This window comes from Pseudomonas syringae, from assembly GCF_023278085.1.
Classification (GTDB): Bacteria; Pseudomonadota; Gammaproteobacteria; order Pseudomonadales; family Pseudomonadaceae; genus Aquipseudomonas; species Aquipseudomonas syringae_Q.
Window position 1 is genome coordinate 4,242,256 of record NZ_CP066265.1, and the last position, 22,245, is coordinate 4,264,500.

The window sequence follows — 22,245 nt, forward strand, 5'->3', positions numbered from 1 at the left end:
GCTAGTAACCGGATTAGAGCATGCCTCCCGTCAAAAATTCCTTAACCCCGGCTGAACCGCCCGTATTGTGGCGCTCTTGATTGGAGAGCGCTGCCGACCACCCTGATCACCGACGCTCCTCGCGAATATAAGGCTCACCCAGCGCCCCAGGCTGGCTCGTGGACTGACGCTTGCCGCTGGCCACCCAGACCATCACCAGCAGCGTGACAGCATAGGGCGTCATCAACACGAAGTACTGAGGCAGACGCACACCGGTCGCCGCCAGTTGCGGGATCAGCGCTTCGATACCGCCGAACAGCAAGGCACCGGCCAATGCACGCCAGGGCGACCAGCGCGCGAAGATCACCAGCGACACCGCGATCCAGCCGCGTCCGCCGGTCATGTCCGCGATCCACATCTTGGTGCTCAGCACGGCAATGAAGCCCCCGCCAGCCCCATCAGCGCCGAGCCCGCAACAATCGCTGCCAGGCGGTAGCCCAACACGGAAATACCCGCCGCATCCGCAGCCTGCGGGTTCTCGCCCACCGCGCGCAGGCGCAACCCGCTGCGCGTGCGCTCCAACAGCCAGACCACCGCGATGAAGATCACCACCGTCAGGTACACCAATGGATTCTGCACAAACACCTTGCCGACCACCGGCAGTTCCGACAACGGCCACAACTCGACCGCCTGCAAGCCAATGACCGGGCGGTTGGTCCAGCCAAGCAAGGTGCCGAGCAGACCGGTCAGCCCCTGACAGAAGAACACCAGCGCCAGACCGGCAATGACCTGATTGATCCGCAACACCAGCACCATCAGCGCAAACAGCAACGACACCACACCCGCCGCCGCCATCGACGCCAGCAAGGAAAGCCCCGGCGAGCCCACGCTCAATTGCATGCCGATGCCCGCCAGCGCTCCGACCAGCATCAGCCCTTCCACGCCCAACGCCAGCACGCCGCTGCGTTCTATCAGGATCAGGCCCAGCGCCGCCAGCGCAAACGGCACGGCAAAATCCGGCGCACTGCCCAGCCAGTGGGAAATCAGCTCCATCAATGTTCTCCTGCCTGAATGCGTCGCAGGCGATGGCGGATGAAAAAGTCGGATGACGCCACACAGATCACCAGAATCGCCTGGATCAATTGCACCATCGAAAACGGAATCTGATAGAAGACCTGCAAGTTACGACCGGCCACGAACAACATGGCAATCAACAGCGCAACGATAGTCGCGGCGACCGGATTGTTACGGGCCAGAAACGCAATGAGAATCCCGGAGAAACCGTAGCCCTGATAAAACGACTGAGTCAGCCGCCCTTCCTGCCCCGACGTCACGACGAACCCCGCCAGCCCGGCCAGCGCGCCTGACAGCAACACGGTGCCGATGATCATCTTGCGCACCGGCACGCCCACGGCTTCAGCCACCCGAGGGTTGGCATCGACGAAACGAAGGTACAGGCCCGCGCGGGAAATCCCGACGAACCACAAGGTCAGTGCCGTGACCAGCAGCGCCAGCAGAATCGCCGCGTTGTACCCGGCAAACAGGTCGGGCAGGCGCTCAAAGGCCTGAAACGCAGGCGAATAGGGAAAGTTGTCGCGCGGGTCTTTCCAGCTGCCATAGACCAGGTGCAGCAGGAAGTTGGCGGCGATGTAGTTGAGCATCAGGGTCGAGATGATTTCATTGACCTGCCACCTGAGCTTCAACAGGACCGGCCCCAGGCTCCACAGCAATCCACAGGCAATAGCCGCGGCCGTCATCAGCGGCAGGCGCAGAAACTCCGGTCCCACCTGAAACAGCGAAATGGCCGTGGCGCCAATCGCGCCCCAGATCATCTGGCCCTCCAGCCCCAGATTCCAGAAGCGCGCGCGAAACGCCATGCAGCCGGCCAGACCGACCATGATCATCGGCGAGGCCTGAAACAGCACCGCCTTGAAGTTTTGCGCATCGAACACCGTCTGCACGACGAATTCGTTGAGCAGTTCGTCAGCGGGCACACCTGCTGCAATCAGGATCGCGGTGCAGATAGCCAGCCCGACCAGCAGCGCCAGCGCAATGATCATCGCCTGCAACGGCCAGCCGGTCTGCTGGCGCAGCTCCAGCGTGTAGCGCCGCGTCAGCAACGGCTGGCGTGCAGCAACGGAATGTTGCAGTAATTCAGTCATGGCTCACCATCGCTTTGCCGATCGCCTGACGGTCGGCGGGATGATCGAACTCGGCGACGATGCGCCCACCGTTCATCACGCCGATCCGGTCAGCCAGGGCCAACACTTCATCCAGGTCTTCGCTGATCACCAGCACGGCAGCGCCCGCGTCCCGTGCGGCCCGAAGTCGGCCATGCACCGCTTGGGTGGCGCGCACGTCGAGGCCGCGGCTCGGGCTGTGCACCAGCACCAGTTGCGGGTCACGGCTGAACTCCCGGGCAATCACCAGCTTCTGTGCATTGCCGCCCGACAACAGTGCCGCTTTCTGATCGAGAGAACGAACGCCCTGCACATCGAACGCTTCCACTGCACGCTGCGCGTCTTGCTTCAAACGCTGATAACCGAGCCGCCAGAACGAGCCGTACTGGCCGCTGTGGATATTGCCGATGGCAAAGTTTTCCGCCACCGACAGCGATCCGGCCAGTGCTGCGCCGTAGCGATCTGCCGGGATCGACGCAATGCGCAGCTGGCGACGCTGACCGGCCGAAGCGGTGCGCAGATCGCCGAACGGCGTCAGATGAATCTCGCCCTCGGTCGGTTGCGGCAAGCCCATCAGCGCATTGGCCAGTTCCGCCTGACCATTGCCACCGACCCCGGCGATGCCGTAAATCTGCCCGGCATGCAAGGTCATGTTCACACCGTTGAGCATGCCGCTGCCGGCGACACTGCGCAGATCACGCACCTGCAAACGCACGTCACCCGGCGTTGCGGGCTGATGCTCAGCAACAGATACCGACTCGCCAACGGTCAACTGCACCAGTTGTTCGACGCTGACGCTGGCCGGGTCGAGGGTCTGCACGGTGCGCCCGCCACGCATGACCGTCACCCGGTCGGCATAGCGTTTGACGTCAGCCATCTTGTGCGTCACCAGAATCACCGCTGCGCCCTGCCGGGCAAAGGCTTGCACGGTGAGCAGCAAGCGCTCGGCCTCCTGATCGGTGAGCACGGCAGTCGGTTCATCGAGAATCAGAATCCGCGCACCGGCCAGCAGCACCTTGAGAATCTCGACACGTTGCTGTTCAGCGACCGACAGGCTGTCGACGATGCGCGTCGGTTCAAGCACAAAACCCAGCTCGGCGGCCTTGCTGACGATCTCTTGTTCAAGCGCCCGCAGACGCTTGCGGTAACTGCCTTCACCGGGCTGCTCGGGCAGCGCCAACAGAATGTTCTGCGCCACCGTGAAAGGCTTCACCAGCTTGAAATGCTGGTGAACCATGCCGATCCGGTAACGGCTGGCGTCCTTCGGGCCGCTGAGCTGCACGGGGTTGTCATCGACCAGCAAGGTCCCGGTTTCCGGTGCATAGAGCCCGGCAGCGATGTTCATCAGCGAAGACTTGCCCGCGCCGTTTTCGCCCAGCAGCGCATGCACTTCACCCCAGTGCGCGGTGAAGTCGGCCTCGATCAGCGCCTTGAAGCCATCGAACGATTTGCTGATGCCCGTGAGTTGCAGCGCGTTGACCTGACTCATTGCTGAGTCTTCACGCCTTCGACGAACCAGTCCATTTTCCACAGGTCGGGATCGGACAATTGCTGACCCGCCGCGACGCGTTCCTTGCCATCGCGATCCGCCAGCGGGCCGCTGTAAATGATCTTCTTGCCGGCCAGCAATTCGGCACGCTCAGCCTCGATTTTCTGGCGATCTTCGGCAGAGATGATCGGGTCGCTGGTCAGCTTGATATCGGTGCCACCCTGCTGCATCGACAGCAACGCGCCGTTGGCCGAAGGCGTCCAGTTACCGGCCATGACTTTCTTGAGCTCCGGCCCCAGGAAACGGTCCCAGACCCACAAGGAAGAACAGACGGTCGCTTTTGGTGCGAATTCGCTCAGGTCGCGGTGGTGACCGGTGCCATGAATGCCGCGCTCCTGGGCGACGATCTGCGGTGTCGGGCTGTCGACGTGCTGACCGACCACGTCCACGCCGTTGTCGATCAGCGCCATGGTCGCGGCGCGTTCCTTGACCGGGTCATTCCACGCGCCGGTATAGATCACGTTGACCGTGGCCTTGGGGTTGATCTGCCTGGCTCCGAGCTCGTAGGCATTGATGGTCCAGTTGACCTGACCGAAGGGGTTGGCGGCGACGAAGCCCAGTTTGCCGGTCTTCGATGCCGCGCCTGCCGCCATGCCGCACAGGTACTGGCTTTCATAGGTGCGGCCGTAAAACGATTCGAGATTGGCGGCGTTGGTGGTGCCCGAACCGTTGAGGAACGCGACATCCGGGTATTTCTTCGCCAGCGTGAGGAAGGTATCGGAATAGCCGAAGGCGGTGCCGACGATGATATTCGCGCCGCGTGCGATGAGTCGGTCGACCACTGGCGTGATGGCCGCAGCGTTCTCGGGAACGCTCTCCACGAACTGGATTTTTGTGTCCAGATCCTTTTCCAGCTTCAGTCGTGCCTCATCGAACGCCTGAGTCCAGCCGCCGTCATTGCGCGGGCTGATGTACACCATGGCGATTTTCGCCGGGCCCTTGAGTGTCAGACCTTCAGCCTGAGCGAGGCTGACGGTCCCGAACGCGACGGCCGCACACAATGTCCCGGGCAACAGTTTCTTGTACATAGACGTTTTCCTGAGGGTAATGGCCGATGAGAACAGCACGTGGCCGATCATGAGGCCGGCCCTTGGGAGCTTTAGCAGCATCCATGCCATTACCGGAAAAACGCTATGCAACAACGACCTGGCTCAACCCCTCGAATGAAAACAGATCAAATGGTCTGAACCAGAGCACTTGGTTTGTGCATCTCTCTGCTGCACTGCGCCTCCTGAGTGCGCCGTTCAGCGAGAGACAAAAAGCATTCAGGCATTACGCGGCAGGATGCCGTCCAGCATCATGCTGCGCAGGCTGGCCAGCACTTCTTCGAAAAACGCCGGGTCATCCAGTGTCTTGCCGGTGACGGCCTCGACCTGGGTACGAAAGTCCGCATAATGCTGAGTGGTCGCCCACAGCGAGAAAATCAGGTGGTGCGGGTTGATCGGCGCCAGCTGGCCGCTGTCTATCCAGTGCTGGATGACGGCCACCTTGGCCTCTACGGTATCGCGCAACGGATGTTGCAGTTCGCCCTGAATCAACGGCGCGCCCTGCATCACTTCCATGCAGAACAGGCGCGACTCGGCCGGATGATCACGGGACATTTCCAGCTTGGCCCTGATATACGCACCGATGGCCTGCACCGGCTCCTTGTCGGCAGTGAAATGCACCAGCGGGCTGAGCCAGACTTCAAGCAACTGACGCAGCACATTCAGATACAGATCGTCCTTGCTGCTGAAGTAATACAGCAGATTGGTCTTGGAAACGTCCGCCAGGCTCGCCACCTGATCCAGACTGCTGCCATGCACGCCGTAGCGGGAAAATATCTCCAGCGCCGCATCGAGAATCAGCGTGCGCTTGCCTTCCATCAGACGCATGCGCCGCTTCAGCGAAGTGGCGCTGGGCTCGCGCGTGGTCTTGGCCACGGTTTCCGGCTTGACCTTGCGTACACGCTTGCTCGCAGGCTCAGCCACGGGAGGTTTCTTGTTCACGCACATCCATCCAGTGATGCCGAAATGAGCGGGCATCTTAACGGGCGCAGCTGTTTTGTCGATACGGATCACATGCCCTGTCAGCGCTGCCCTATCTGCGTGCGCCCTGCACAAACCAAGTGCTCTTATTCGGACCAGATGGTCTGAACTAAACCGTATAAATTCTCAAGCCATTGAATAAAAACAATAAAAAATTATGGCCCGCTTAATGCAACGTCCTCGATGCAGGTAGGGATTCACAGGGTGCCAGCGACATTGGCTGGCATCGACTAACGCAAAGAGGCCTTATATGGACATCGGTATCTTCATCCCCATTGGCAATAACGGCTGGCTGATTTCCAGCAACGCGCCGCAATACATGCCGACTTTCGAGCTGAACAAGCAGATCGTGCAGAAGGCCGAGGGCTACGGCTTCGACTTTGCGTTATCGATGATCAAACTGCGCGGCTTCGGCGGCAAGACCGAGTTCTGGGAACACAACCTGGAGTCCTTCACGCTGATGGCGGGCCTTGCGGCAGTCACCAGCAAGATCCAGCTGTTCGCCACAGTCGCGACCCTGACCATTCCACCCGCCATCGCCGCACGCATGGCATCGACCATTGATTCGATCTCCAACGGGCGCTTCGGGATCAATCTGGTCACCGGCTGGCAGAAGCCCGAATACGAGCAGATGGGCCTGTGGCCCGGCGACGAGTTTTTCCATACACGCTACGAATACCTTGCCGAATACGCTCAGGTGCTGCGTGACCTGTGGGCCACCGGCAGCAGCGACTTCAAGGGCGAGCATTTCAGCATGCAGGACTGCCGCGTCAGCCCACGCCCGCAAGCCGACATGAAGCTGATCTGCGCCGGCCAGAGCGAAGCCGGCATGGCGTTTTCGGCGCAATACGCCGATTACAACTTCTGCTTCGGCAAAGGCGTGAACACTCCTACGGCCTTTGCACCGACCGCCCAGAAACTGCTCGAAGCCAACGAGAAGACCGGCCGTAACGTCACCTCCTGCGTGCTGTTCATGATCATCGCCGACGACACCGATGAAGCCGCACGGGCGCGCTGGGAGCACATCAAGGCAGGTGCCGATGAAGAGGCCATCGCCTGGCTGAGCGAAAAAGGCGCGGCCGACAAGAGTGCAGGTTCGAACCTGCGGCAGATGGCCGATCCGACCTCGGCGGTCAACATCAACATGGGCACGCTGGTGGGGTCCTGGGCCAACGTGGCGAAGATGCTCGATGAGGTCGCCAGCGTGCCGGGCACGCAAGGCGTGATGCTGACCTTCGATGATTTCGTCAAGGGCGTCGAAGATTTCGGACAGAAGATCCAGCCGCTGATGACCAGCCGCAAACACATCACCCAACTCAAGGAGGTGGTGTGATGAGCGTGTCGGCAACGGTCGCAGGCGTCGACCTGCCGCTGGATCAACAACCTGCACGCGAGTTGCCTGCACGTCCGGAAGCCTTGCGCATGAAGCTCGGCGAAACGGCGCTGGTGGTGGTCGACATGCAGAACGCCTACGCATCACTGGGCGGCTATCTGGACCTGGCCGGGTTCGATGTCAGCAGCACCGGACCGGTCATTGCCAACATCAAGAAGGCCTGCGCCGCTGCACGAGCAGCAGGCATTCCGGTGATCTTTTTCCAGAATGGCTGGGACCAGGCGTATGTCGAAGCCGGTGGCCCTGGCTCGCCGAACTGGCACAAGTCCAACGCCCTGAAGACCATGCGCAAGCGCCCGGAACTCGAAGGCCAGTTGCTGGCCAAGGGCGGCTGGGACTATCAATTGGTCGACGAGCTGACGCCGCAGCCTGGCGACATTGTGGTGCCGAAAATCCGTTACAGCGGCTTCTTCAACTCCAGCTTCGACAGCGTGCTGCGCAGCCGTGGCATTCGCAACCTGGTGTTCACCGGCATCGCCACCAACGTCTGCGTCGAGTCGACGTTGCGGGACGGTTTTCACCTGGAATATTTCGGCGTGGTGCTGGCTGACGCTACCCATCAGGCAGGCCCCGAATTCGCTCAGCAAGCCGCGCTGTTCAACATTGAAACCTTCTTCGGCTGGGTCTCCAGCGTCGATGACTTCTGCACCACTTTCGCCCCTGTCGGGCACACTTCGTGAGGACCTCAGCATGACCAAGAAAGCGATCATTCCCGCTGGCACCAGCAAACCCATCGCCCCGTTCGTGCCGGGCTCCATGGCCGATGGCGTGCTCTATGTCTCGGGCACGCTGCCGTTCGACAAAGACAACAATGTGGTGCATGTCGGGGACGCCACCGCGCAAACCCGCCACGTGCTGGAGACCATCAAGAGCGTGGTCGAAGCCGCGGGCGGCACGATGGATGACGTCACGTTCAACATGATCATGATTCGCGACTGGGCCGACTACGCCAAGGTCAACGAGGTCTACGCCGAGTATTTCGCGGGTGAAAAACCGGCGCGTTACTGCATTCAGTGCGGCCTGGTGAAACCCGAAGCCCTGATCGAAATCGCCAGCATCGCCCATATCGGCTGAAAACCGATCTGAAGCCCGACCGGAGAACGCGCATGTTTCATGAAATCCATCGTTGCCAGCATGACGATGCGCCGATGTTGGTGCTCAGCTCCGGGTTGGGCGGGTCCAGCCGTTACTGGGCGGATGACCTGTCGACACTGACCCGCGATCACCATGTGCTGGTCTACGATCACGCCGGCACCGGACGCAGCCCTGCGGTGCTGGCGCCGGATTACTCGATCCGGCACATGGCCGTCGAGCTGCTGACCCTGCTCGACACGCTGAACATCCAGCGTTGTCATTTCATGGGCCATGCACTGGGCGGGCTGGTCAGCCTGGAGCTGGCACTGTTGCGTCCCGAATTGCTGCATAGCCAGATACTGATCAACGCCTGGAGCAGCCCGAATGCACACAGCGCGCGCTGTTTCTCCATCCGCAGGCAACTGCTGTTGAACAGCGGACCTGAAGCCTATGTGCAAGCTCAGGCGCTGTTCCTTTATCCGGCTGACTGGATTGCTGCCAACAGCGCCCGCCTGACCTACGACGAAGCCCATGCGCTGGCGCACTTTCCCGACACCGACAACCTCCTGCGGCGTATCAATGCGCTGGAAACCTTCGATATCGAGGCGCAGCTGACGCGCATAAATACGCCGACGCTGCTGATCGCCAACCGCGACGACATGCTGGTGCCGTGGCAGCAATCCTTGCATCTGGCCGAGGCATTGCCGAACGCCAGGCTGGCGTTGCTGGAATACGGTGGTCACGCCTCCAGCATCAGCGACCCGGCACCGTTTCGACGCGCCGTGCTCGATTTTCTCAACACTCGCTCCTGAAAGGATGCTTGCCATGCGCACCCAGACTCAACTTCATGCCCAAAACCCGGACAGCCCCCTTTTGCCCGCTGACAGTCCAGCGGTCAGCCAGCAGGACTTTCGCAATGCGATGTCCAGCCTGGCCTCAGCAGTCAACGTCATCACCACCGATGGCTGCGGCGGGCGAGCAGGCTTTACCGCCACTGCCGTGTGCAGTGTGACGGATCAGCCACCCACGTTACTGGTGTGTATCAACCGTTCGGCATCGGTGTATGACACGTTTATCGGCAATGGCACGCTGTGCGTCAACACGCTGGATAACAGCCAGCAGGCATTGTCCAGCCTGTTCGGCGGCAAGACCTCACAGCAGGAGCGTTTTGCCGCGGGTCAGTGGCACAGCGGCGTGACGGGCTCGCCCATGCTGGAAGGTGCCAAACTGGCCCTCGACTGTCAGGTGACGCAGTCGGTCAGCGTCGGCACGCATGACATTCTGTTCTGCGAAGTCGTGGATATCAGACACCACAATGAAACTGACGCACTGGTTTATTTTGGTCGCCGATACCACAGCCTGCCAGGTACGACGGCCACTGTTTGAACACAACGGGCGGTGCTCAGACGTCTTCTGTGTCAGAAAACCTTCAAACACGCGTTTTCCGGACGCTGTCACAAGGCAACCGGCGAGTTGTTGACGCTCAATAAATAGACATGATTTTTCCACAGACAGCCCCGTATACTGGCATTACGAGATCAGGATGATCCTTGTGGTCAATGAGGTGAAATCATGGCGATCGGTAAACCCGGCACGCTGCTTGCGCCAGCAAGTACGCTGCTGTCTGCTCATTACCCTGGCCCGCGACCCCTGATGTCAATGCACACGGGTGACTGAGCATGTTAAAGAAAATTCCCGTCGACCAGCTTGCCCTTGGCATGCACATTCATAAATTCTGCCGCGCGTGGACCAACGATCCCTTCTGGATAGGCCTGGTCGAAGTGGTGCTTGAAGACGTCGAAGTGCTCAAGCGCATTCAGCAGTCAGACACACGGGAAGTCTGGATTGAGACCACCAAATACCGCGCAATCAAAACGCCTGTAATCACGGCACCCACCTCGAGTGACACCGCTCCGGTCAGTCTGGACAAGGAAGTGCTGCGCGCCCGGGCCATTTGCGGCAGAGCCAGAGACGCCGTCATGAACATGTTCACCGAAGCCCGCATGGGCAGGGCGATGGATATTGACGATGTACTGCTGCTGGTCGAGGAAATATCCGACTCCATTCTGCGCCATCCTCATGCGCTGATCAGCCTGTCGCGCCTGAAGACGTCGGACGAATACACCTACATGCATTCAGTGGCGGTCTGTGCGCTGATGGTCGCGCTCGCCCGGCGCATGGGCATGCCTGATGAACAGATACGCGAAGCAGGCGTGGCGGGACTGATGCACGATGTCGGCAAAATGATGATCGACCCGGAAGTGCTCAACAAGCCCGGCCGGCTGACGAGCGAGGAATTCGCGGTCATGAAAGCCCACCCGGAACTGGGCCTGGAAATCCTCAAGGAAAACCAGCCGGTGGCGCAGACGGTCATGGACGTTTGCCTGCATCACCACGAAAAAGTCGACGGCTCAGGCTACCCGCATGGCCTGCAAGGCGATGAGATCAGCCTCTTTGCCCGGATGGGTGCGGTGTGCGATGTGTATGACGCCGTCACCTCCGACCGGCCTTACAAAAAAGGCTGGGGCGTCGCCCACTCGATTCGCGAAATGGCCTCGTGGAAAGGCCACTTCGACGACGTGGTGTTTCAGAGCTTCGTCAAAACCGTCGGCATCTACCCGATCGGCGCGCTGGTGCGGCTGGAAAGCGGACGTCTGGGCGTGGTGATCGAACAGAGTGAAAAATCCCTGTTGAAGCCGAAAGTGAAAGTATTCATGTCCGCCCACACGGGCAAGATCTTCGCAGCGCAGATTATCGACCTTGAAGATTCTGTAGAGCGCGACGCCATCGTGAAAATCGAATTACCAGCCGATTGGGGGCTGGGGGACATCGATACGCTGTGGGCAGGCAAGGCAGACTGATCGCCCGGCACACTCACCCCAGCAAGCCCAGTGTTTTCGCCCTCGCCACCGCCTGAGTACGCCGCTCGACGCCCAGCTTGCTGTTGATGTGGCTGGCGTGGGTCTTGACGGTATGCAGGGAAATGAACAGTTGCTCGCTGATTTCCTGATTCGAGCAGCCTTGGGCAATCAGTTGCAGCACGCCCAGTTCCCGCACGCTCAGGCAATCGCTGCCATGCGCAGGCTCTGGCAAGACGCGAGCAGCGCAGGCCGGGAGTTTTTCCAGCAAGGCATCGCGCACTGTGCCGGGTGGTGCCTGAAGCAGTTGCTCCTGCAGCCACTGGGCATGCTCGCCGAGCAGGATCCTGAACGGCAGCAGCGCGCCTCCCGCCGCAACCGGCAAACTGCGCAGTAACAGGGCAGCGGCCTGTTCCTGCCGCCCCTGCCTGAGCAGCAACCCGATCTGCTGGGTCATGGCGATCAGGCGCAACAACTGCGAACCGACATCCTCAGCCCGCCGCTCAAGTGTCTGCAAACGCCGTTCACTGGCATCGCCCTCGCCTTTCAATCGCTCAAGTGCGGCGCGCTGCAATTCAATGTGCTGCGGCAATTGCGGGTGACACTCCGGGGCCGCAGCGCCGAGGCCGCCGTTGTAGGTATGGGTCAGACGCAGCAACCAGGCCTCGGCCAGATCGATGCGCCCCTGCACCAGCCACAGCTCGCACTTCACCAGGGTGATCATGCCCAGGTAATAAATCGGTGGCACGTCCCAGATGTGCATCAGCCTTTCGGCTTCGGCGAGTTCGGCAAACGCCTCGGTAAAACGGCCGGCACAGCCTTCCATCGTGGCGATCACGCAATGCCCGATCAGCACACTGATGTCACGGCAGGCGCGTGCTTCGGCCAGACCGGCAAGCAGCAGTGCTCGCCCCTCATCGACCTGCATGCGCAAAGTCAGCAGGTAGCCTTCATATAACGTCAGACGTGCGCGAACGGCGTACAGCCGGACGCTGGACAAGCCTTTGAGTCGCTGCTGCCCCTGGCGTACTTCTTCAATCGCCCGCCTGATTTCGCCCCGCGCTTGCAGCGCTCTGGCCCGGTCATAATGCGCCAGCGCTTCGAACAGCGGATTGGCTACCCGCTGCGCCAGCTCGAGTGCATCGCGGTTCAGTACCTTGGCACGCCAGAGATCCCCGTTGGCAATCGCCAGGTTGGCCAGCGTCGACAGGCAGACCAGCCGCTGGCCGTAGCGTTTTTCCGGGAGTGTGAGCAGCGCCTCGCGGCAACAGTGCTCGGTCTTTTCGCTGTCGCCACGCCCGCGCGCAATGATGCCGCTCAGCGCCAGCCATTGGGCGAGCATGGATTTCTGTGCAGTGGCAGACGGCGCGGGCAGAAACCGACTCAACTGACTGGCCAGTTCCTCCGCAGCGTCCAGCTGACACGCCAGCCCCAGCGCCCATGCATAGAGAACGATCAAGCGCGGCGTGCTGGTCAGCAGGTCGTCCGGCAGGTCCATCTTCCAGCGCAGCAACATGCCGACATTCTGCTCGGCCAGCAATTGCTCTTCGGAGAGGTTTTGCACCAGATTGGCGGCGACATCCAGATGCCCGGCGCGGAGGGCCTGCTCGACCGCCTCGTCCAGCAGGCCCTGAGCACTGAACCAGCGGCAGGCGTTGAGGTGCAGACGAGTCGGTTGCGTTCCCCCCGCCTGGCGCGCGCGCAACAGATCGGAGAACAGATGGTGATAGCGAAACCAGCGGCCCTGTTCGTCCAGCGGCACCAGAAACACCTGATGCGCTTTCAGGTAACGCAACATATTTTCGCTGTCGTGACTGTCACGGGCGGCGTCGCACAGTTCGAAGCAAAAACGCTCCAGGCACGCCGTGTCGTAAAGGAACGCCTGAACATCGGCAGGCAGACAGTCGATGACTTCTTCGAGCAGGTATTCACGAATCAGTACTTCACTGCCACGCAACGCCTGCGACAAGGCGTTGCCATCGCCCGCTTCAGCGGCCGCCAGCAGCCAGAATCGCAGCCCCGCCACCCAGCCTTCGCTGCGCACGATCAGACTGTGCAGCGTCTCGCTGTCAAGCGTGCGACCCGGCTGGTCCAGTACCGCGATGGACTCGGCATGCGTCAGGCGCAGATCCTGCTCGCCGATTTCAAGCAGCTGGCGCGACAGACGCAGGCGCGCCAGGTGCCAATCCGGCCGCTGGCGGCTGGTCACCATGACCACCAGACCGACCGGCAGATGGTTGAGGAAAAACTGCAGACAGCGATCAAGCACCGGCCCCTGCGCCAGATGGTAGTCATCGAGCACCAGCAACAGCGGCTTGCTAAGCATCAGGTGCATGGCCAACTCGTCGAGTAAACCTTCAAGCCATTCTTCGAACACAAACGGCTGATGCCGCTGACGCATTTTCAGCAGGCCCATCGCCTGGGCACCCAGTTGCGGAAAGAACTGCTGAAGGCTGGCGAGCAGCCGTTCAAGGAAGCGCCCCGGATCACTGTCCCGGGCACTCAGCCCCAGCCATATGTTCTGCCATTGGTCGGGCAAGCCCTGACAAAACTCCACCGCCAGTGAGCTCTTGCCGAACCCGGCCGGCGCGCAGATCAACAGCAAACGACCGCTCAACCCGGCGTCGAGGCGCTGACACAGGCGGGCGCGTGCAACGTAGCCCTCTGGCAGCGGTGGACGAAAGAATCGCCCTTCCAGCGCAGGAATTGCGCTGTCTGCAAACCCTTGCATGCGGGACAGATCGGTCATGGCCGGCTCGTGTGAGAATCGTTGGTTCGGCGTCGCGGTGTTCGGAGACTAGCGGGTAAAACGCCACCTTTGAAAGTCCATCACCGAAAAGACTGTAACAAAATTCCTACAGCTTATAAGCCGCCTGAACAGGCACAAAAAAGCCCCATTCAAGGGGCTCTCATGCGAATCAACAGCTTATCGGCCTGCGCTATGTATCAACCGTCGCTACATGCGTTTACCCGGTGTGATCAACGCACGCCTTCCTGACGCAACGCATTGGGCGAGAAGTCGCTGGTGCCCGCCGTGAAACCGAACTCGTAAGCCTTTTTCTCTTCGTTTTTCATGCCAAGGGCCACGTAGCGGCCGGATTGCAGGTCATACAGGGTTTCGACGGCATACCACGGTACTTGCTTGTCGTAGTAGTTTTCCGAATGCGCTTCGGCGACCCGCCACAGCTGACCACGCCCGTCGTAATGGTCGATCACCGCCGCCTGCCAAGTGTCTTCGTCGATGAAGAAGTCGCGCTTGGCGTAGATATGCCGCTGACCTTCCTTGAGCGTTGCAGTCACGTGCCAGACCCGGCGCAGCTCGTAACGGGTCAGGTCCTGATTGATATGCCCGGCCTTGATGATGTCGGCGTATTTCAGCGTCGGATCGTCCAGCTTGTGGCTGTTGGAGGCGATGTACATTTCCTGCTTGCCGATCAGCTTCCAGTCATAGCGATCCGGGGCGCCGTTGTACATATCGAGGTTGTCTGAGGTACGCAGACCGTCGGACGCCGTACCCGGCCCGTCGTAGGACACCTGCGGCGCACGCCGCACGCGGCGCTGACCGGCGTTATACAGCCATGCCGAGCGAGGTTCGGCCACCTGATCGAGGGTTTCATGCACCAGCAGCACGCCCCCGGCCAGCCGCGCCGGAGCCGTGACTTCCTGCTTGAAGTAGAACAACACGTTGCCCGGATTTTTCGGATCGAAATCCCTCATCTTGTCGCGGAACACGAACTGATCGGAGAAATACACCAGGCTGTAAGAGCCATTGGCTTGCGGCGTCGCCTGCGTGACCAGACGTTTCACGCTGCCACCCCGGTAACGGGTGATGTGGTTCCAGATGACTTCGACACCGCTGGCCGGAATCGGGAACGGGATGGCCGTGTCGAAATTCTCCAGACCGCTGCCGCCACCGACCAGTTTGGTGGTAGTCGCGTTTTTCCTGATCGCGGCGAACACTTCATCCGGCACCGTAGCGCCGCGATGAGTCGGGTAGACCGGAATGCGGTAGCTGTCCGGGTAACGCTTGAACATCGCGTATTGACCCGGTGCCAGCTTGTCCTTGTACTGCTCGACGTTGGCCGCGGTAATGATGAACAGCGGTTTTTCACTGGCATACGGGTTGGCCAGGAACCCTTTGCTGTCGACCGCACCGGCATTTTTCGGCATCGGGGTCCAGGCAGAAATCGTATTGGCCGCATTACCGGCTTTTTCCGCCCCCATCGGGGTCAGGGAGGTGCCCAGCTTTGCCGCTTCGGACGCGGATACCGCCGCCATCACTCCGGTTGCCAGCAACGACATTCCCAGTACACCGGCTTGCAACAGACCTTTTGTTATTTTCATGTTCGTCGTCATCCTGAAAACATGTGCTTAGAAGTTCATGCCGAAGCTGAGCGCTACAAAATCCCGGTCGTCCACCGTGGTGTACTTGCCGTCGAAGAAATTGGTGTAGGAAAGGTTCGCGGTGTAGGTGTTCTGGTACTCGGCATCAAGCCCCAGACTGACCGCCTTGCGCCCCTCTTCGAAGTTGCCGCCCGGGCCGGGTGAGTAGCCTTTGACGTCATGCGACCAGGCCACACTCGGCCTGAGGTTGATCCCGGCAAACACGCTGTTGTAGTCCCAGATGGCGCGACCGCGATAACCCCACGAGTTGGCCGTGGTAAAGCCGTCGTCTTCGCAATAGCGAGTCAGGTTGTTCTGCTCTGCGCCAGTCAGCGTGCCGGCGTTGAGGGTCGCGCACTGGCCACCAGGCAGCGGACCCGGACCATAGACCGGGTCGCGGCCATAGCGGATTTTCGACGTGCTTTCGAGACCACCGACGTGGGTCCAGCCCACCTCGCCCACCAGGGTCAGACGCTCTGCGCCCATGACCTGATCGAAAAACTGGGTGAACGTGGTTTGCAGCTGGGTGATTTCCTTGCGGCGATAACCCGGCTGGTCGGTGTTCGGCCGTCCGCTCAGCAGCGACACGTTGGGGTTGAGCGGCGAAATGCCCGAATACAGGATGTCAGTGGTGTTGACTTGAACCGGCGCGTTGGGACGGTAGCTGATCTCGCCGCTCCAGGCGGTGCCGGTGGGCAAGGTGGTCGAGAAGCTCAGACCGTACAGACGGATGTCTTCGGGGTATTCGACGTAGTAACTGGAGTTGCCCGCCACCACGACCGGAAGCAGCGTTGGCGCAAGTCGTGTAGCGGTGGCGACCGGAATCCCGTTGCGAACCAGCGATCCCACCAGCCCTTGCGGACTGAACGATGCAGCCGAACCACCGCGGCCGCTGAAAATCGGCGCGCGGCTGTGGTAGTTCATCATGTAGGCGCCGAACTCGGTGTCCAGCGGCTCGTAGTTGTAACGCATGGCGAAGCCGAACTGGCCGCTGTCACGCGCATCGCGATCACCGCCACGACGTACCACCGCGCCCTCATCCGGGTTGCCGAACACCACGCCCTGCTGCGACAGCGAGTTGAAAACCGCCCCGCGCGCACCTGCCGGCAGACCGGCGGCGGCCAGCGAACTGTTCAGGCCGCTGCGGCTGCGCAATACCGCGAGGTTGCTGTTGCAGCCATCCGCGATCACGTCCGGCTGCGAAAAGAAGGTGCCGCAGTTATCGACAACGGTCTGGTCCCATTCGAGCTGGTAGAAACCCTCGGCAGACAGGTTGTCGGTCAGGTTCTGCGACACGTAGAACATGTTGACCGGAATCAGGCCTTCCTTGATTTCCGAACCTGGACGCCGGAAGGCCGAGACATCGACCGGGTTGACGCTGTTGATACCGCCCTGGATGAAGGTACTTTCGCCCCAACTGATGACCTGCTTGCCGAAGCGCACTGCGCCCGGCTGATCAGCGATCGAGTAGTTGTGATAGACGAAGGCGTCGAGCAACTGGAACCCGGACGACTTGGCGCCCTCTTTGCGACCCGAGTCGCTGATGTCCTTGAACTCGCGGTTTTCATCCTTGAGTTCGAAGTCGTACCAGTATTTGCCACGCAAAAACACACCGGTGTCGCCGTATTTCAGCTCCAGATCATGAATGCCCTTGAATATCTTCGAAAACGTCTCCCCACGCTTGAAGTTCAAGTGACCGTCATCGGACGTCTGCGAAAGCCCCCGCCCGCCATTGTTGGCGCCGATCAGGTTCTTGTTGGGGCTGGCAGTCGACCAGCTGGCCCCCACTGACAGCGAGGAATCGAAACTGCCTTCGATTTCGCCGACATTGAACGTCACGCCGAACGCCGGGCCGGCGAGTGACGAAGCAAGACTCACGGCCAGCGGCAGCTTGGCCCGCCGCCAGAACAGGGTTGTGGTAGTCATCGATGCTACTCCGTGTGTTTTATTGTTATGGCAGTGGGAAAATCCGGAAAACGATTCAGTCATCGAATCCACTCACACGCCAGGTCCGCGGTCGCTCATTCCCTGTGGCGACTATAGCCAGCAGACTCCGCCACTTGATCCCTCTAAAGGGTGATTTGCAGAACCAACGCCTCTGGCCCGCTCGTTTTCGAGCCGCTGCGCAAAACGTCAGGCGAGGAGAATGGCTGAAATAGAAAATTTGGCAAGTCGCAGAGCAGGACCTGCGGCGCAGACGCTTGCCGTACCCGACACGTACGGCAAGCCGTAATGGTCAGAGCGTGGAAAGCAACGCGCTGTTGCTGTTTTGCCACTCGACAATGTCCAGACGCATGCGCTTTTTATCGAGCTTGCCGACACTGGTCTTGGGAATTTCAGTAACAAGCGCGATCTGGCGGGGAATCGCCCACTTGTTGATGTGACCTTTATCGACAAAAGGCGTGAGGTGTTCTTTCAATTCCTTTGCATCGAACGGATGACCTTCGCGAATCACCAGCAGGGCAAACGGCCGCTCGCCCCATTGCGGATCGGCGATACCGACCACCGCCACTTCGCGCACAGCCGGGTGGCGGCTGCACAGGTCTTCGAGCTCCAGTGACGAGATCCACTCGCCACCGGTCTTGATGACATCCTTGATGCGGTCACGAATGTCGATGAAACCCATGCCGTCGAGGGTGGCCACATCGCCCGTATGCAGCCAGCCACCCGCCCACAACTCGGCGCCTTTCTCGGGCTCGCGAACATAGCTTTCGGTCAGCCAGGGCGCACGTAGCACCAGTTCGCCCTGGGTTTCGCCGTCGGCTGGCAGGAAGTTGCCCTGCTGATCGATGATCGCCGCCTCGACCAGCATGCCGGGAACACCGGCCTTGATCCGGTAGGTGATGCGCTCGTCTTCGCTGCCGGCTTTCAGCTCTTCGTTGATGTGCGCCACGGAAATCAGCGGCCCGGTTTCCGACATGCCGTAGGCGGCGGTGAGCTGGATGCCCTTGGCCTTGGCCGCCTGATAGAGGGTGCGAGTCAGGGCGCTGCCGCCAATGATGATTTTCCAGCCGCCGAAATCCGCATTCTGCGCTCCTTTGGCGTTAAGCAGCATTTGCAGGATGGTCGGCACGCAATGCGAGAAGGTCACTTTCTCCCGGCGCCACAACTCCACCAGCAATTCCGGCTCGTAACGGCCCGGATAGACCTGTTTGAGCCCGAGCATGGTGGCGGCATACGGAATGCCCCAGGCGTGCACATGGAACATCGGCGTGATGGGCATGTAGACGTCTTCGGTGCCCAGCAGCCGGGTGCTGTCGATGGAACCCATGATGGTCGCCAAGCCCAGGGTGTGCAGTACCAGTTGACGGTGGGTGAAATAGACCCCTTTGGGGTTGCCGGTGGTGCCCGTGGTGTAGAACGTGGTCGCGACCGAGTTTTCGTCGAAATCCTCGAACGCGTATTCGGGGCTGGCGGCCGCCAGCAGTTCTTCGTATTCGCCGATCAGGTTCGGCAGCCCGGCTGTCTTTTCCGCCTGATCGGTCAGCAACAGGGTTTTTTCGACCGTGGTCAGGTGCCCGGACATGGCCTGATACAGACCGACGAACTCGTTGTTCACCAGAACAAAACGGTCATCAGCATGATTGATGGTGTAGGCGATCTGTTCCGGAGACAGCCGGACGTTGACGGTATGGATCACCGCGCCCAGCATCGGAATCGCAAACATGCATTCCAGATAGCGGTGGCTGTCCCATTCCATGACCGCCACCGTGTCCCCGGCTTTCACGCCTGCGGCGGTCAGCGCGTTGGCTAAGCGACAGATACGTTCGTTGAGTGTCGCGTAGGTGAAACGGACAGAATCCCGGTAGACGATTTCGCGCGTCCTTTCATAACGACGACCGGATAACAGCAGGCTTTTGATCAGCAGAGGGTATCGGTGAGCGCCATCGGCAGGCGGAAGAACGCGAGTCTGTAACATATGAGCCCCTTTTCAAAGTCCACAGGCGAGGCTCGAAATATGGACGCTAGAGCCTTCTTCTGCCAGTAAAATCCCGTGAAATCGGCGTCAGGAATGCGCTGTCGACCCGCGCTCGCGGAATAACCGGCCGGGTAAAAGCGCTCTCACCGGCGAGTTTCAGCGCACTTCGGTGAAGGCGAGCTTGACCCCCAGCGCGACCAGAACGCCGCCCATGGCCCGGTCGAACCAATGGCCCATGCGCGCAAAACCGGCGCGTACCCGAGCCTGACTGAACAGTCGCGCCACCAGGCAGAACCAGGCCGCCGTGGCCACCGCCAGGTACACGCCGTATCCGGCCTGCACCAGCAGCGGGGTATGCGGGTTGATCACCACCGTGAACAGTGACAGGAAAAACAGCGTCGCCTTGGGGTTCAGGCCGTTGGTGACGAAACCACTGATGTAAGCACCCCGAGCCGTGCGTTCGCCGGGCATCCTGCTGATCGCCGCCTCGTCGCCCGCCGCAGCCGGCTTGGCGCGCAAGGCTTTGATACCGATGTACAGCAGGTACGCGGCAGCCGCCCATTTCAGCGCGTTGAACAACACGATGGACTGGGAAACGATGATCCCGATCCCCAGCAGCGAATAGCCCACATGCAGGAAGATGGCCGAGCCCACGCCCAGCGCCGACCAGGTGCCCGCCTTGCGGCCATGGGTCACGCTTTCCCGCACAACGACCGCGAAGTCTGGACCGGGACTGGCGACGGCCAGCAGGTGAATCAGCGCAACGGTGAGAAATTCTGCCAAGTACATGGGGGGACCTCCTGGAGGGTTGACGGACTTGGCAGGTTACGCCGTCTGATGCCTTCGCAAAAGGTACCGGCATTTTTGGCGACGCAGAGCGTCGTGAACGGCATTCCCGAGCTGAGCGTGAGGAACGACAATCTCAACGACGGTGCGGCGCTCCGCGTCGGCATGCAGTTCTGGACGCTCTGCGTCCGCCCAACCATATCCTGTTAGACTCCGCGCTTTTTCAGGAGCCATTCCATGGACCCGCGCAGTGAAGTGTTACTCCGTCAGGCCGAGTTGTTTCAAGGCTCGCTGTTGTTGGTCGGGCTGCCTGCCGATGACCTGCTCGGAAAACTGCCGAACGCGCGTGGCTGGTGCTGGCATGCGGGTGATCAGGCGGCGCTGGATACGCGCTTCGAAGGACGCGTGGCGTTCGGCGTCGAGGCCCCACAGGCGGCCTTCGAAGCCGCCGTGCTGTTCCTGCCCAAGGCCCGCGACCTGACCGATTACCTGCTCAACGCGCTGGCCTCGCGGCTGGCCGGGCGCGAGCTGTTTCTGGTCGGTGAAAAACGGGGCGGCATTGAAGCGGCGGCAAAGCAGCTGAGCCCGTTCGGACGCGCGCGCAAGCTCGACAGCGCCCGGCATTGCCAGCTGTGGCAGGTTACTGTCGAAGACGCACCGCAAGCCGTCACTCTGGAAAGCCTCGCCAGACCGTACCAGATCGAGTTGCAGGACGGCTCGCTCACGGTCGTCAGCCTGCCGGGCGTCTTCAGCCACGGTCGTCTTGATCGAGGCTCGGCACTGTTGCTGGAAAACATCGACAAGCTGCCCAGCGGCAACCTGCTCGACTTCGGTTGCGGTGCCGGCGTACTGGGCGCGGCGGTCAAGCGTCGCTACCCGCACAACGACGTCGTCCTGCTGGATGTGGATGCTTTCGCCACTGCCAGTGCACGCCTGACCCTTGCCGCCAATGGCCTGGAAGCCCAGGTTCTGACCGGAGACGGCATCGACGCGGCGCCCATGGGGCTGAGCACGATCCTGAGCAACCCACCGTTCCATGTCGGGGTACACACCGATTACATGGCGACGGAAAACCTGCTGAAAAAAGCACGCCAACATCTGAAATCAGGCGGCGAACTGCGCGTGGTGGCGAATAACTTCCTGCGTTACCAGCCACTCATCGAAGAGCATGTGGGGTACTGCCACGTCAAGGCGCAGGGCAACGGTTTCAAAGTCTACAGTGCCAAACGCGCTTGAAAATAAGCGCTTGCCGAAACGATTTTGCGGAGGCAGAATCCGCTCCGTCCTAGGGGAGTAGTCTCCCACGAGCGCCATGCTCGTCCGGCACGTATCAACATACTTGGTCCTCAGACCATGGTACGTGCGACCCGGAATCCGCTCAGACGGATCGGTGGTTTGACAAGACCTATGACACGCACACCTTACCCGGGGCGGGAAGGCTGTACGTGTCATAGCCGTGTCGACCCGCCCCCGGGAATCCTGATGCTGGAATCATTCTTAATCCCTACCGCCGTCGTTGCGCTCGCCGAAATCGGTGACAAGACGCAGTTGCTCGCGCTCATTCTCGCCGCCCGTTTTCGCAAGCCCTGGCCGATCATCGCGGGCATTGTCGCCGCGACCCTGGCTAACCACGCTGCTGCAGGCGCGGTAGGCGCATGGTTCAGCAGCTTCCTTTCCGACGCAGTGCTGCACTGGATTCTCGCCGCCAGCTTTACCGCCACGGCGCTGTGGACGCTGGTGCCCGACAAGATGGACGACGACGAGGCCAGTACCGCACGCAAATTCGGCCCGTTCATGACCACGCTGATCACCTTCTTCATCGCTGAAATCGGCGACAAGACGCAGATCGCCACCGTGATGCTGGCGGCACAGTATTCCCACCTGTGGCTGGTCATTCTCGGCACCACGCTCGGCATGTTACTGGCCAACGTGCCGGTGGTGCTGGCGGGTAATTTTGCGGCGGACAAGCTGCCGCTGACGCTGATCCGCCGTTTGGCAGCCTGCGCGTTTTTCGTGCTGGCACTGGTGGCGGTCTACAAGGCGATGCAGGTCAGCGGCTGGGTCTGATCAAGCCCGCCGGAACGCCGTGAAAACCAC

At 60.8% G+C, this 22,245-nt stretch carries 17 protein-coding genes, 1 pseudogene and 1 riboswitch; of the genes and pseudogenes, 8 read left to right on the top strand and 10 right to left on the bottom strand.

What is annotated here, in order from left to right:
* Window positions 1–106: 106 nt before the first annotated feature.
* The 5 genes and pseudogenes from I9H07_RS18930 to rutR form a co-directional block, all read right to left on the bottom strand.
* Window positions 107–1,032 (bottom strand): annotated as a pseudogene (locus I9H07_RS18930) (ABC transporter permease).
* Window positions 1,032–2,141 carry an ABC transporter permease gene (locus tag I9H07_RS18935; protein ID WP_236423413.1) on the bottom strand — a complete coding sequence of 370 codons (1,110 nt, stop codon included), beginning with the start codon at window positions 2,139–2,141 and terminating at the stop codon, window positions 1,032–1,034. Before I9H07_RS18935 ends, I9H07_RS18930 begins: the two are co-directional and overlap by 1 nt.
* Complete coding sequence (locus I9H07_RS18940; protein ID WP_024675572.1) at window positions 2,134–3,648, bottom strand: ABC transporter ATP-binding protein; 1,515 nt, start codon at window positions 3,646–3,648, stop codon at window positions 2,134–2,136. Before I9H07_RS18940 ends, I9H07_RS18935 begins: the two co-directional genes overlap by 8 nt.
* A complete protein-coding gene (locus I9H07_RS18945; RefSeq protein ID WP_058823873.1) occupies window positions 3,645–4,736 on the bottom strand; it encodes a BMP family ABC transporter substrate-binding protein in 1,092 nt (363 codons plus the stop codon). The genes I9H07_RS18940 and I9H07_RS18945 overlap by 4 nt, the downstream gene beginning before the upstream one ends.
* A gap of 237 nt (window positions 4,737–4,973) precedes the next feature.
* A complete protein-coding gene (rutR, locus tag I9H07_RS18950; protein WP_024675570.1) occupies window positions 4,974–5,702 on the bottom strand; it encodes a pyrimidine utilization regulatory protein R in 729 nt (242 codons plus the stop codon).
* A gap of 283 nt (window positions 5,703–5,985) precedes the next feature.
* Here rutR and rutA point away from each other — a divergent pair, with 283 nt between their 5' ends.
* The 6 genes from rutA (at window position 5,986) to I9H07_RS18980 (ending at window position 11,063) form a co-directional block, all read left to right on the top strand.
* The gene (gene rutA / locus I9H07_RS18955; RefSeq protein ID WP_058392384.1) at window positions 5,986–7,068 is read left to right on the top strand and encodes a pyrimidine utilization protein A; all 1,083 of its coding nucleotides are present in this window, start codon (window positions 5,986–5,988) and stop codon (window positions 7,066–7,068) included.
* Window positions 7,068–7,808 carry a pyrimidine utilization protein B gene (gene rutB / locus I9H07_RS18960; protein ID WP_236423415.1) on the top strand — a complete coding sequence of 247 codons (741 nt, stop codon included), beginning with the start codon at window positions 7,068–7,070 and terminating at the stop codon, window positions 7,806–7,808. Before rutA ends, rutB begins: the two co-directional genes overlap by 1 nt.
* A 10-nt stretch (window positions 7,809–7,818) precedes the next feature.
* The gene (gene rutC, locus I9H07_RS18965; protein ID WP_024675567.1) at window positions 7,819–8,202 is read left to right on the top strand and encodes a pyrimidine utilization protein C; all 384 of its coding nucleotides are present in this window, start codon (window positions 7,819–7,821) and stop codon (window positions 8,200–8,202) included.
* 32 nt (window positions 8,203–8,234) lie between these two features.
* A complete protein-coding gene (gene rutD, locus I9H07_RS18970; RefSeq protein ID WP_236423416.1) occupies window positions 8,235–9,014 on the top strand; it encodes a pyrimidine utilization protein D in 780 nt (259 codons plus the stop codon).
* 13 nt (window positions 9,015–9,027) lie between these two features.
* The gene (gene rutF / locus I9H07_RS18975) at window positions 9,028–9,588 is read left to right on the top strand and encodes an NADH-dependent FMN reductase RutF (RefSeq protein WP_024675565.1); all 561 of its coding nucleotides are present in this window, start codon (window positions 9,028–9,030) and stop codon (window positions 9,586–9,588) included.
* A gap of 293 nt (window positions 9,589–9,881) precedes the next feature.
* Complete coding sequence (locus tag I9H07_RS18980; RefSeq protein WP_236423418.1) at window positions 9,882–11,063, top strand: HD-GYP domain-containing protein; 1,182 nt, start codon at window positions 9,882–9,884, stop codon at window positions 11,061–11,063.
* A gap of 13 nt (window positions 11,064–11,076) precedes the next feature.
* On the opposite strand, the gene I9H07_RS18985 is transcribed toward I9H07_RS18980, so the two are convergent.
* The 5 genes from I9H07_RS18985 to I9H07_RS19005 form a co-directional block, all read right to left on the bottom strand.
* Window positions 11,077–13,809 carry a LuxR C-terminal-related transcriptional regulator gene (locus tag I9H07_RS18985; RefSeq protein WP_236423420.1) on the bottom strand — a complete coding sequence of 911 codons (2,733 nt, stop codon included), beginning with the start codon at window positions 13,807–13,809 and terminating at the stop codon, window positions 11,077–11,079.
* 230 nt (window positions 13,810–14,039) lie between these two features.
* A complete protein-coding gene (locus I9H07_RS18990; RefSeq protein WP_236423421.1) occupies window positions 14,040–15,404 on the bottom strand; it encodes a DUF1329 domain-containing protein in 1,365 nt (454 codons plus the stop codon).
* 27 nt (window positions 15,405–15,431) lie between these two features.
* Window positions 15,432–17,369 (bottom strand): DUF1302 domain-containing protein, encoded by a 1,938-nt coding sequence (locus I9H07_RS18995; RefSeq protein WP_236423423.1) that lies wholly within the window; start codon window positions 17,367–17,369, stop codon window positions 15,432–15,434.
* Between the two features lie 310 nt (window positions 17,370–17,679).
* The gene (locus tag I9H07_RS19000) at window positions 17,680–19,362 is read right to left on the bottom strand and encodes a fatty acid--CoA ligase (RefSeq protein ID WP_236423424.1); all 1,683 of its coding nucleotides are present in this window, start codon (window positions 19,360–19,362) and stop codon (window positions 17,680–17,682) included.
* 156 nt (window positions 19,363–19,518) lie between these two features.
* Complete coding sequence (locus I9H07_RS19005) at window positions 19,519–20,151, bottom strand: LysE family translocator (protein WP_058823880.1); 633 nt, start codon at window positions 20,149–20,151, stop codon at window positions 19,519–19,521.
* Between the two features lie 234 nt (window positions 20,152–20,385).
* Here I9H07_RS19005 and I9H07_RS19010 point away from each other — a divergent pair, with 234 nt between their 5' ends.
* On the top strand, window positions 20,386–21,384 hold the full coding sequence (locus I9H07_RS19010; protein ID WP_058823881.1) for a class I SAM-dependent methyltransferase: 999 nt from the start codon (window positions 20,386–20,388) through the stop codon (window positions 21,382–21,384).
* 39 nt (window positions 21,385–21,423) lie between these two features.
* Window positions 21,424–21,562: riboswitch (yybP-ykoY riboswitch) on the top strand.
* A gap of 68 nt (window positions 21,563–21,630) precedes the next feature.
* Window positions 21,631–22,215, top strand: a complete 585-nt coding sequence (locus I9H07_RS19015) for a TMEM165/GDT1 family protein (protein ID WP_024671872.1) — start codon at window positions 21,631–21,633, stop codon at window positions 22,213–22,215.
* The last annotated feature ends 30 nt before the right edge of the window (window positions 22,216–22,245 follow it).